The sequence below is a fragment of the Chitinophaga sp. S165 genome (assembly GCF_003182155.1).
Taxonomy (GTDB): Bacteria; Bacteroidota; Bacteroidia; order Chitinophagales; family Chitinophagaceae; genus Chitinophaga.
On record NZ_QGTG01000002.1, the window covers coordinates 79,166 to 91,310 of the forward strand.

The following is a 12,145-nucleotide window of genomic DNA, read 5'->3' on the forward strand; positions in this document are numbered from 1 at the left end:
ACAAGATAAAATATTTATTAATTTACATTTGTTAACTAAACACTTATAACACTTCAGAAACGGTCCTTCCTATTCCCGTCTAATGATATGGCCTCTGTCAACGTATTATCCAGGTGATGCTTAAAGAGGACAGTGATGATTACACCGTTTTGGCTCTGTATATCTACAGTTCCATCCAATTGCTCGGCCAGTGTGTTCATCAGCATCATACCCATCGAACCATGTTGCGTAGGGATCTTACCCGCCGGAAAGCCCTTTCCGTTATCTGCTATGATCAGGCCTAAACGACCGCTCCCCACAGGATGCAGAGATATGGTAATAGTTCCCTTACCGGTAAATGCATATTTGATAGCATTGGTAATTGCTTCATTCAGGATCAATCCTATTGGTACAGACTGAGACACATCGAGCTTTAATGGGGCAATATCCAGATCAAATTTTATCATGTTAGTTGCGGAAACACCATCTTTCAGATATTCAACCAGATCACAGATATATACAGGCATATCGATCAAGGCCGTATTTTCCGACTGGTAGAGCTTCTGATGAATTAATGAGATAGCCTGCATCCGGTACCGGCTTTCCTTAATGGCATTCAGTGCATCTTTGTCGTCAAGGAAAGCTGCCTGCGTGTTAAGTAAGCTCATTACGATCTGAAGATTATTTTTTACCCGGTGATGGATCTCTTTCAACAGCCATTCTTTTTCATCCAGCAACTTATTCTGAGCGTGAAGTAACTGCTCCAGGGAACGGTTCTTATAATTAATAACCTCTTGTTGCTGTTCCAGGCGGCGATTACTTTCCATCTTTAGCTTATAACGGTTAAAGCCTAATAAAAGCAAGGCAACCAGCATACAGGCGCTGGCAATGATAACATTCTTGGTAAAGCGTGCCCTATGTAGATCGGCTTTCTGTAGCTGCGCCTCCCTCGTCAGCAATTGTATATTCTGTTCTTTCAGCTTTAAGGCCTGGTCCTTCTGCTCTGTCTCAAACTGTAACTGTAACCGGCTGATCTTTTGAAATTTGGCGATGTTAAACAGTGAATCATTTACCACCTTAAACAAACGGAAATGCTCAAGCGCCTCCTTGTAATTACCCATAGCTGAGTCAGCCCTATAAAGGAAAGAATATGCTTTACCCTGCATGGCCAACAGATTGGTCTTTTTTGCTGCATCCAACATGTCAGACGCATATTCGTAAACAGTTTTATTTTGATGAACAGCAAGGTAATAGGTGATCAGAGCTGTATTTACATATTCCAGGTACGAATCATCAGGCGCCATCTTACGCCTGTATTCTTCCAGTTGTTGCACATATGGAAGGGCAAGGCCAAACTCTTTCAGCATGCAGTAAGTGATGACTATACTTTCGAGCATCAACACCCGTAGCTCCTGTTTTTGAGGAGGATAGTCACGCTCTTCTTTTTTTATGATCTTCAGCGCTTCTGCAGGCCTGTTCATTTTCTGATATGCCCGGCATATATTACGTGACAGGATCTGCATAGAGGCTGTATCCTTCATCCTTATCGCAAGGCTCAACGCCTTCTGGTAACTATCCATCGCCTTATCTATAACGTCCATTCCGTTATAGATCATGCCCAGCCTGTTGTAAATGGTAATAAGCTGTGTAGTACTATCTTTCACCTCTTCAGCCGTTCTCACTGCCAGCAAGCCATATTTCAATGCATTATCAGTATCGCCCAGCTGATTATAAATAGCGCCCAGCAGGTTATACACACCCTGCAATTCCTTATGTCCCACTTCCTTGAAAAGTACCACCGACTGTAATAACAAATTTACAGCCTCGTTGTAATCAGGAAGGAAGGAATAATAGTCTCCAAGTATATAAAGCGTATTTGCCTGCTTCATCTTAGCGCCAACCTCACCATAAAGCTTTGCAGCATCAGTATAATACTTCAGTTTGATCTTAAGTGTGGGAACGTCAACCGGTGGATAGTAATCGCTCAGTTCCGAATAGGCGTCAGCCAGGTATTCCTTCTGTTTATATTTAGAAAAGATCCCTGCTGCTTTCAATCCATAGCCCTTCCCTTTTTCCAGGATATTCTGCTCTCGGTGAATCTTAGAATATAGTAAATAACTCAACCCTTCCCATAATGGAAGCTTATCCTTAATAGCAGACTTCAATACTTTATCTGCACATAACCCGGCAGTATCCATATCACCGGATTCAATTCCCGGCCGGTTCACATAGTCATTACCTACACCTATCAAGACCCTCATATCGGCAGTATCAAGTGCGTTCTTTTTCAACAGCTGCTGTAAAACTAAAGAAGTTGCCTTTTTATCTTGCGCAAGACAATGCACAACGCAACTGGTCATGCAATAGAAAAGCAACAGTAGCTTATTCATAACTTGAATGTTTAGGTTCGCTCCAATTTTGGTTTCTCTTGGCCTGACTTCGACCATGTTAATCATACAAAATATAGGGAAGACTTATTTACGTCTAATGCTCAGATCATGTTTATTTGTCCCTCGAAAGGCAGAAAAGTACGGTAATTTTCAAGAGTATGCAACTAGCTGGTTACATATATTCAACAAAATAAGGGGCCATCTCAAAAATATAAAAGCCTTGTAAATAAATTACAAGGCTTTCACTTTTGTGGAGAATACCGGAGTCGAACCGGTGACCTCTTGCATGCCATGCAAGCGCTCTAGCCAACTGAGCTAATTCCCCGCATAATGGAGTGCAAATGTATACTTTTTCCTGAAAATCCCAAATTCCAACCTGCAATTCATCCCATTTTTTTCCCAGCCCGCCTGAGACACTGGTTACATCACCCGGGAAAGCCGTCCCTTCCCTAAAACAAAAGGGGCCGACCATTATAGTCAGCCCCTGATATATTATTTATGAATGATCGTCTAGAACTTGAAAGTCAGGCTACCGGTAACACGCGTCGGATTCTGTGCTGCCAGACGGTAAGACCAGTATTTTTCATTTGTGAGGTTATCTACTTTTAACCCTAATCTGAACTTGGATTTATCATAGAAAACAGCCGCATCCAATACAGTATATGAAGGAATACTAAACTTGAAAGAGGTTGTGTTAGTCTGATAATACTCGCTGGCATAAATACCGCCAAAACCAAAACCAAGTCCTTTTGCCGCTCCTGAAGCAACACGGTAGCTGATCCATAGATTTCCTACTTTAGGAGGACCTGCTGTTGTCGGTCTTAATCCTTCAACAGAGGCATTCGCCTTAGTGAACTTGCTATCGTTATAAGTATAACCAGCTACGATATTCAGGCCTTTTATCGGATTGGCAATCACTTCCACTTCATATCCCTTGCTCAATTGTGTTCCATCCTGTATTGAGTAAGTAGCATGTTCCGGATCATCACGGGTTACGTTCGTAACTGAAATGTTGTAGTAGCTCAACGTTGCGCTAACCTTACTCAGGTCAAACTTCACACCACCTTCCCACTGATTAGCCTGTGTAGGCTTAAAGGTATTACCCTCAAAATCAGATCCGGAAACGTTATTGAAACCGTTCATATAGTTACCGAAGATGGAAACCTTGTCTTTAACAACCTGGTATACCGCTCCGAATTTAGGCGACAATGCAGTCTGATTGTAATTACCTGCTGTAGAGTCCTGAGCCGGATAGTAAGTACCCTTGTTCATATACCTGTCTACACGCAGGCTGGCCATTACCAGCAATTTTTCAGTGATGTTCAATACATCCGATACATAGGCGCTATATGTCTCTTCCCTTCCTGCAACAAAATTGCTATAAGTCGCATTATTGAAAAGCGGAGTTATTTTCTCGAGTGTGAAGTTGTTATAACCTGCACCTGGTCTTCTAACGTCGATCGGCGTCAGATTTACAGTAGCGTCGTTACGGGTAGAACGCAGGCTGTAATAATCCAGACCAGCTACCACCCTGTTTCTCAGACTTCCTATCTTAAAGTCGCCTATGAAGTTCTGCTGGATATCTGTTCCATAGTAAGGGAACTCCTGGTTAGTTACTGCCTGACGGAGTGTTGTATCTGACGTCATCGTTAACTGTACAACGTTTCCATCTGAGGAAGAACGTGTACGGGAAACAATTGTCTGCGATGTCCAGCTTTTTGACAGTATGTATTTTGCCTGTGCAAAGATGTTATACTGCTGACTGGTATAATTGATAGTATTGTTAGCGAAAGAAAGTCTGTAAGGGATATTTAACTCCGTGATGCTTTTAGCAGTTCCTTTGGTATAAGGGGCCAGACGTGTAGGGGAAGTCGCCTTATTGATACTGAACTCTACGTCCAGGGAAAGCGTCAGCCTGTCATTCACTGCATAAGAGAAACTAGGCGCTATCAGAAAACTTCTGGTAAAGCCTGCATCCTGAAAACTGTTTTCGCTATGCAATGCTGTATTTACCCTCAGTAAAGCTGTTTTATCAGCATTCAGCGGAGAGTTGATATCCATTGTCAGACGGTTCAGGTTCCAGCTTCCGCCTGAGTAAGAGATCTCACCTGCGAATTGATCAAAAGGTTTCTTGGTAACGCGGTTAAACAAACCGCCGAAAGAAGATACGGTGCTACCAAACAACGTAGCAGATGGTCCCTTAATTACCTCAATACGTTCCAGGTTTACCGGATCGATCGTAGTGTAGGTAAAACTGCTCACCCCATTGCGCACCAGCTGTGGTGTAGGGAATCCTCTTGAGATAAAAGTTGTTCTACCCTGGTTCCTGACCTCTGCAACACCTGCTCCGGGTACGTTCTTAAATGCACTGTTATAGTCTGTTATCAGCTGTTCTTTCATTAACTCCTTGCTGACAACAGTATATACCTGCGGATTCTCCATGTTGTTTAACTGCAATTTGGAAACATCCCCGCTCTCCTTTCTTCCAAAACGGTTACCTCCGCTGGTCACAACCACTTCTTCCAGCTTCTGCGTTGAAGCGCTCAAAGTAATTTTGGTATAGTTTTCCCGGCCTTCTTCTGCTCTAACCTCTACCACAACTGGTTCCAGGCCTATTAAAGATGCTTTCAGGTGATACGTTCCTACCGGAATATTTTTGAAACTGAAAAAACCGCTTTCATTTGTCACTGCCCCTTTAGATAGCTCCTGGATCATAATTGTCACCCCTGGAGCTGGCTCCCCGTTGTTGGTCACAACTATCCCCGAAATACCTGTTGCTTTGTCATCTACGTCCTTTGCATAAATGGCTGGCACACTAAATAAGAAAAATGATAATATTAGCGCTGCTCTCGAAATTAGCCTCCCCAGATGGCAATCCATAAAAAAGTTAAATTAGGCTGCAAAAGTGCACAGGCTGCCGGACATCATTATGTCCGAAACGGAAAATCATTTATCTAATCGGGAATTTTTTCTACACACAAGAAGGTGATTTAACTTTCTGGCTCATAATCAACCACTTGTAATCCCCCTTTTTCGGGGATATGTAATTCCTGCGCCTTTATGTTTCTTTGCAAAAGGAAATCAGCGCTATTTAACCCGCCTGACCAAATTAGAGTAAATCCATGTACACAACTAAATTTATCAGTTCAGAGGATGAACTGAGGCAAGTTGCCGAAATATCCAGACTGAATTCGGAAGACTATGTCACCGACGACATCAAAGCTGCGGAAGGTTATACGTCCTGGAAATATACATTTGAAGATCTCAAAGCCCTTCACGAAATAGCGCCCTCTGTTGTTGTAAAAGACGGAGAAAGGGTAGTTGGCTATCTGCTTGTGCTGGTAAAAGCATCAGCAGCTGTATATGAACCCTTAACAGATGCGCTGAAGATATTTGACGGAAAGCTTTACAATGGGAAGCCCTTCCTAAGCTACAACGTCTATTTCCTCGGACAGACCTGTATTGACATCAACTACCGCGGACAAGGGCTTTTACGGAAACTATACCAGTTCCATAAAGACAACTTTGAGTCGGTGTTCGACTTTGCACTCAGTGCCATTGCAAGGGATAATCCAAAGTCATTGGCAGTACATACAAAACTGGGATTCCGCACACTTTTCCCTTTTACTGAAGGAGACCTGGTCTGGGATGCAGTAATGTGGGATTTTAATATGGGTGAATAGCCGGGTTATGCGATATTTGCACCCAATCCGTCACATCATCCTATATGAAAGAAACGTCTGCAGAAAAGAATAAACTCAGCCTTTGGACAAGCACATCCCTCATTGTCGGCAACATGATCGGAGCCGGGATCTTCCTGGCGCCTGCAGCACTCGCCTCATTTGGTAGTGTCAGCCTGCTGGGTTGGGTAATTTCAGCAGTCGGATGTTTTTTCCTGGTAAAGGTCTTCGGCAATCTCAGCAAACTGGTTCCAAATGTAACAGGCGGCCCGTATGCTTATACCAGGCGTGGCTTCGGTGATTATATGGGCTTTTCTATTGCCTGGGGATATTTCCTGGCAGTGTCCTGCGCTAATGCCGCCATTACCATCGGGTTCGTGAGCGCTTTAAGCACCTTTATTCCCATACTTTCCACCAACACATTAGGTGCAGTAGGTACAGGTCTGGGCACCATCTGGCTGCTAACCTGGGTAAATAACAGGGGTATCAGAACTTCAGGGACAGTGCAGATGACTACGACAATATTAAAGCTGATACCGCTATTACTAGTGGCTTTCGGCGGCTTGTTCTTCATCAGGACCGAAAATTTCCCCGCGTTCAATAACACAGGTACATCCTTGTTTACTGCGCTTTCACATACTGTTACCTTTACGATGTTTGCCTATGTCGGCATCGAATCAGCAACGGTTCCTGCAGAGAAAGTAAAAGACCCGCAGGTAACCATTCCGCGCGCAACGCTCATTGGTCTGCTGATAGTGACAGTAGTTTATATTCTGGGAACAGTCAGTGTTATGGGTATTATTCCCGCAGCGCAACTGCAAAAAACAGTTACTCCTTTTGCAGATGCGGCAGTGATAATGTGGGGCGAAAATGCCCGCTACTGGGTAAGCGCCGGCGTTGCAATATCGGCATTCGGCGCACTAAATGGCTGGATGCTTGTACAGGGACAATTACCTTATGCTATCGCAAAAGACAACCTGTTCCCGAAAATATTCAGCAGGGAAAATAAAAAAGGCGTTCCCTATGTAGGCATGTTCTTCAGCAGTACATTGATTTCTATCCTGATGGCAATGAACTACACAAAAGGATTAGTAGAACAATTCAAGTTCCTCGTTTTGTTATCAACTTTATCTGTCCTGATTCCATACTTATTCTCAACAGCCTCCTATTTTATACTTAAGACTAAAAGTGGTGTGCTAAAAACGGGCGAATGGGCACAATGCATACTGCTCTTCGCCATTTCTTTCAGTTATATACTCTGGGCAATTGCAAGCGCCGGAGAACAAACAATATACTACGGCTTCCTGCTACAGATGATCGGGATACCTTTATACCTGTGGATGGCAGCAAAAAAAGAAAATTCCTTATTCCAGAAAGGATAAACCGCCACTCCTGAAATAAGATAAGTCCTATTATTCTCTTATCCAGCTCCGGGCAACCAGGTGCACTACTCCAACAGCTCTGCAAACAGCACTGCCATCATTTCCCGCGAAAAAAAACAGTCCCGCATAAATGATGCGAGACTTTTGATCTAATTCAGGATTGTTTAATTTGAGGTTGAACATACAATACTCTACAACTTGTTCTTACAATTTTTACCAGTTGATCATACAGTAGAGTTGAACACTGTGTTAATTGCTGATACAAAAATGATAAAAACCAACGCGCGCTCAAATGATCTAAGACAAGAAAGCCACTTGACATTTATCAAGTGGCTTTCTTGTATTTATAAGCATCAATATAAACTTACCATCCGATACCATAATCTTCGCCGTGGTTGCTGCTTCCGCCCCATAACGACCCATGTTTGCTATCCAGAAAAATAGCATTTACGGGACCGCTTGTACGCTCACCGAAACTGGTGATGTATCCCATCTTCTTTAGCGTTGCTCTCACCGGTTCCGGTGTATTGTTGTTCAGTAATATACTGCCGGGATGCGGCATACGCTCTTTGGTGCTCGTACCGCCAAGCGACAGCCATAACTGATTTGTATTGATGTTGGCTGCCTCTGTAGCCTGTTGTACGGTCATACCAAACTCCACTACATTCAGGAAGAACTGCAAAAGGTTCTGGTCTTGTGTATCTCCACCCTGTACAGCAAACGACAGATATGGTTTACCGTCTTTCAATGCCATTGACGGCGTCAGCGTTACCCTCGGACGTTTACCAGGCGCTATTACATTGAAAGGGCACAATGTGCTGTCCAGTACAAAACTCTGCAAACGCTGGCTCATGCCTACTCCTGTATGGCCTGCAATACATGCGGGCGTCCATCCGCCGCTGGGAGTGATAGATACCACCCAACCATCTTTATCAGCTGCTTCTACACTGGTCGTACCTCTCCACAAACGGTCCATGTATACGCTATCTATATCATTGGCAGCATACATTGCATCAGTAGCAGGTACGTTCAGCAAACGGGTAGCATCATGTTTCGGAACAAAACCATCTTTCTTTTTTTCAATGGTCGTATCTGTCAGTGAACTGCGTTGCTTCAATAAGTTCAGGAAAGGATTGCTCTTACTTTCAAAAGGATATGGATCTCCCGGAGCTGGTGCTGGATCATTATGATCAGGATTGATCTGTTTAGCCCTTTCTTTTGCATACGCCTTGCTCAGCAATCCTTCAATAGGTGTTTTAGGCGTGAAGTAAGGATCTCCGTAATAGAAGTCCCTGTCCGCAAAGGTCAGGTTCATCGTCTGGTATAAGGTATGAATATATTTTGCAGAGTTATATCCCATGCCTTTGAGATCAAAATTCTCCAGGATATTCAGGCTCTGGAGCAACATGGGCCCTTGTGTCCAGGATTGCAGTTTATACACTTCAATGCCTTTATAATTTACATGTAGCGGCTCTTCTTCTATCGGCTTCCACTTTGCCAGGTCCTGTTCAGTGATCAGACCTCCCTGTTCCTTGCAACCACGTACAAACTCTTTCGCAATATCTCCTTTGTAGAAGCGATCATAAGCAGCCATAATAGCCTCTTTACGGGACTTTTTATTTTTCAGGGCCTGTTGTTCCGCCTCTACCATTTTAGTAAGGGTAGCCAGCAGATCTTTCTGTACAAAGACCTCCCCTGCTTCCGGTGCTTCCCTTTTCTCGCCGGGGTGGGTCAGGAACACAGCTTTACTATAAGGCCATTGTTTCAACCTGTCTTTACTTCTTTCCATACTGTTGGCGGTCTGCGCTTCTATGGGATAACCTGCGGCCATTTCCATGGCAGGCGCAAGCACCTCTTTCAGGCTCAGAGTGCCGTATTCTGCCAGCATGTAACAGAGCCCGCCTGGCGTTCCCGGTGTTACTGCGGCCAGCGGACCATATTCAGGCGGGAAATTATATCCCTTACTTTTAAAGAATTCAACGGTAGCTCCTGTAGGTGCAACGCCGAGTGCGTTAATGGCGATCACCTTCTTCGTTTTGGGGTTGAAGATCAGCGCCTGTGTTTCCCCTCCCCAGCTCAATACGTCCCACATGGTACAGGTAGCCGCCAGCATAGCGCAGGCAGCATCTACCGCATTGCCACCTTTCTGGAAGGTCATGGCGCCAGCTGTAGCCGCCAGCGGTTTACCAGTCACTGCCATCCAATGTTTCCCATGTAACGGAGGTTTCTGCGTCTGCTGCGCACTCGTTGCCAGTCCCAGGGATAACAGAAAGGCAAGAAAAATAAGATGTTTCATAAAATAATATGCGATTTAGAGAAGTTATTATTTTGGTCGCCGACAAAATAGCAAAATAGCAGGTATCGTAACAAAATATGGGATGAACTTTGCGACCATTAGGTTGTTATAGTAAAAGTGCCCTCGTAAATACATTGATTATGCCTGGGGCACTTATTCCACGACATCATAAATCTGTTTTTTATGAACGCAACAAGATTCTGGGAAATCATTGAAACCGCGTGGACAACAGATAGAGATTTGTTTAATTTAAGAGAAACAGCGCTTACGACCAATGATCCCACACTAATCAGGCATCTTGGAAATGTGGTTTCCAAAGACATTGCCGGCCATATCAGACAACAGCTTCTTTATATGGATGAACGGGAGCTGACCAGGTTCAATCACGTTATGGAAGAAAAGCTCTTCCATATAGACCGTGAGGAAATTCACGAACGTATTAACGGTTCAGACGAAGGGTTCCTCCACCGACGATGCTTTATAGTCGGCATGGGAGAACGCTACTATAATATGATTGACGATAATCCCGCCGTCGCAACCATGAATGTGTCTGCAGGGAATATTGGCTTTATCGGCTACGATATATATGAGGAAAAGTTTGGGGAAGAGTTTGAACGATATTGCCTCCATTGTATTGAATCCGGCTCCAATTCAAGGGGCTGGTAAAATGAGAAGGGCCGCACTGATCTGCGGCCCTTTTTTATAATGCTTTGTCGAAGGATGATCTGGCCGAACTACATAAAGAACTGCTCCAATATAACCTTCCCATCTTTTACTGTGTATACACAAAGCTCCTGCATCTTCATTCTGTCCTGTCCTTTCATCGTAATATCCATCGTCAGAACAAATGCAAAAGAATTGCCTGCAACTATTGGCGTAGAAGTGTCTGCCCCGTGGAACGCTTCAACCATAGACATAAATTTGTCTCCTTTCTCAATGATCTTATCGAGTCCCTTTACTTCCTTTTCAAACTCGGGAGTTTCTTCAGGCTCGATACTGACAACATCCTGCGCATAAAATTCCTTCTGGGCAGTTTCAAATTCTCCGTTTTTGCAAAGCTCCGCAAGGCGGTTAGCGATTTCTTGTGTAGTCATAAATTGGTGGGTTTTGGGAGTTTACTCTAATTTAACTCATATTCGTGAGAGTTATTGCTGCACTGGATAAACATCGTTATATTCACAATACTGGTCATCTGAAAAGATGTAAGCTTTATCAAACTGAATTTATATGAACCCCTCTTTTCCACGTATCTCTTCCGTAGATATTCTACGGGGGCTTGTAATGATCATCATGGCGCTTGACCATACAAGGGACTTCTTTCATATTACAGCTATGACCGCAGATCCGCTGGATGAAGACACCACTACGCTATCGCTCTATTTCACACGATGGATCACCAATTATTGTGCTCCTGTTTTTGTATTCCTCTCAGGGCTATCAGCGTACCTTTCATCCCGTAAGAAAACAACAGAAGAAGCCAGTATATTTTTGTTCAAAAGAGGTTTGTGGCTGATCTTAGCAGAAGTGGTCATTGTTACATTCGGCCTTACATTTAATCCGCTCTATCATGTCATTGTGCTGCAAGTGATCTGGGCTATCGGATGTAGTATGATCATATTGGGCATATTGATCAGGATATCTTTCAAAGCAGTGCTGATAACCGGTCTGATACTTTTGCTCGGGCATAATATTCTTGATTACCTTAACGTGACCAGCAATGTATGGAAAGTATTATTTACCGCGCTTGGTACTATAGTACCTATTACCAATACCCGTTTTTTGCTTGTGCTTTACGCCATACTACCGTGGACCAGTGCAATGTTGCTGGGGTATTGTGTTGGACATTATTTTAAACAGGATATACCGGCTGCAACACGCAAACGCTTCCTCCTCATCGCAGGTAGTACTGCAACAGCTTTATTCATCCTGCTTAGAAGTATCAATAAATATGGCAATCCTGTGCCCTGGGAAATGCAAAAGGATACACAGGCTACAGTGCTTGATTTTCTAGATGTCAGCAAGTATCCGCCATCGCTGGATTATCTCTGTATGACACTTGGTCCCGCATTGCTGTTATTACTGGTATTTGAAAACGCAAAAGGCAAATGGCAGGAGATCGTTAAAGTATATGGAACGGTACCGTTCTTCTATTATGTCGTTCACTTCTACCTGCTCCATTTCCTGATGGTGATCATTTTCTTCGTTAGTGGTTACACAACAAAAGATATTGTTGATCCTGATGTACTCATGTTGTTCAGACCAGCAACGTTCGGTTATTCACTTCCGGTAGTATATCTGATCTGGATATTGGTTGTAGCTTTTCTGTACCGGCCCTGTCAATGGTTTGCACGTTATAAGAAGACGCATACTAACTGGTGGCTGAAATATTTTTAGTACATATTCATCTGAAGAAATAAG

Annotated in this window: 8 protein-coding genes and 1 tRNA gene; 4 read left to right on the forward strand and 5 right to left on the reverse strand. The window is 43.6% G+C overall.

The genetic code is table 11. From position 1 onward, the window contains the following. Positions 1–53 precede the first annotated feature (53 nt). The 3 genes from C7475_RS08365 to C7475_RS08375 form a co-directional block, all read right to left on the reverse strand. On the reverse strand, positions 54–2,369 hold the full coding sequence (locus C7475_RS08365) for a histidine kinase dimerization/phosphoacceptor domain -containing protein (protein WP_158286453.1): 2,316 nt from the start codon (positions 2,367–2,369) through the stop codon (positions 54–56). 251 nt (positions 2,370–2,620) lie between these two features. Beyond that, positions 2,621–2,694, reverse strand: a tRNA-Ala gene (locus tag C7475_RS08370). Between the two features lie 185 nt (positions 2,695–2,879). Next, complete coding sequence (locus C7475_RS08375; protein WP_233259795.1) at positions 2,880–5,183, reverse strand: TonB-dependent receptor; 2,304 nt, start codon at positions 5,181–5,183, stop codon at positions 2,880–2,882. Between the two features lie 308 nt (positions 5,184–5,491). On the opposite strand from C7475_RS08375, the gene C7475_RS08380 reads away from it, so the two are divergent. Further along, positions 5,492–6,052: a GNAT family N-acetyltransferase gene (locus C7475_RS08380; RefSeq protein ID WP_110052925.1), complete on the forward strand. Its 561-nt coding sequence runs from the start codon at positions 5,492–5,494 to the stop codon at positions 6,050–6,052. A gap of 44 nt (positions 6,053–6,096) precedes the next feature. Further along, positions 6,097–7,431: an amino acid permease gene (locus C7475_RS08385; protein WP_110052926.1), complete on the forward strand. Its 1,335-nt coding sequence runs from the start codon at positions 6,097–6,099 to the stop codon at positions 7,429–7,431. 364 nt (positions 7,432–7,795) lie between these two features. On the opposite strand, the gene C7475_RS08390 is transcribed toward C7475_RS08385, so the two are convergent. After that, positions 7,796–9,727: a gamma-glutamyltransferase family protein gene (locus C7475_RS08390; RefSeq protein WP_110052927.1), complete on the reverse strand. Its 1,932-nt coding sequence runs from the start codon at positions 9,725–9,727 to the stop codon at positions 7,796–7,798. A gap of 183 nt (positions 9,728–9,910) precedes the next feature. Between C7475_RS08390 and C7475_RS08395 the strand changes: the two genes are divergently transcribed. Next, positions 9,911–10,393 carry a DUF4240 domain-containing protein gene (locus tag C7475_RS08395; RefSeq protein WP_110052928.1) on the forward strand — a complete coding sequence of 161 codons (483 nt, stop codon included), beginning with the start codon at positions 9,911–9,913 and terminating at the stop codon, positions 10,391–10,393. Positions 10,394–10,461: 68 nt separating this feature from the next. Here the strand turns inward: C7475_RS08395 and C7475_RS08400 are convergent, their stop codons facing one another. Continuing rightward, positions 10,462–10,821 (reverse strand): SnoaL-like domain-containing protein, encoded by a 360-nt coding sequence (locus tag C7475_RS08400; RefSeq protein WP_110052929.1) that lies wholly within the window; start codon positions 10,819–10,821, stop codon positions 10,462–10,464. 133 nt (positions 10,822–10,954) lie between these two features. Between C7475_RS08400 and C7475_RS08405 the strand changes: the two genes are divergently transcribed. Beyond that, positions 10,955–12,121, forward strand: coding sequence for a DUF1624 domain-containing protein (locus C7475_RS08405; protein WP_110052930.1), 1,167 nt, complete (start codon positions 10,955–10,957; stop codon positions 12,119–12,121). The last annotated feature ends 24 nt before the right edge of the window (positions 12,122–12,145 follow it).

Coding starts and splice junctions, on each gene's coding strand:
- C7475_RS08365 (WP_158286453.1), bottom strand. CDS start 2,369: ATGAATAAGCTACTGTTGCTTTTCTATTGCATGACCAGTTGCGTTGTG.
- C7475_RS08385 (WP_110052926.1), top strand. CDS start 6,097: ATGAAAGAAACGTCTGCAGAAAAGAATAAACTCAGCCTTTGGACAAGC.
- C7475_RS08380 (WP_110052925.1), top strand. CDS start 5,492: ATGTACACAACTAAATTTATCAGTTCAGAGGATGAACTGAGGCAAGTT.
- C7475_RS08405 (WP_110052930.1), top strand. CDS start 10,955: ATGAACCCCTCTTTTCCACGTATCTCTTCCGTAGATATTCTACGGGGG.
- C7475_RS08390 (WP_110052927.1), bottom strand. CDS start 9,727: ATGAAACATCTTATTTTTCTTGCCTTTCTGTTATCCCTGGGACTGGCA.
- C7475_RS08400 (WP_110052929.1), bottom strand. CDS start 10,821: ATGACTACACAAGAAATCGCTAACCGCCTTGCGGAGCTTTGCAAAAAC.
- C7475_RS08395 (WP_110052928.1), top strand. CDS start 9,911: ATGAACGCAACAAGATTCTGGGAAATCATTGAAACCGCGTGGACAACA.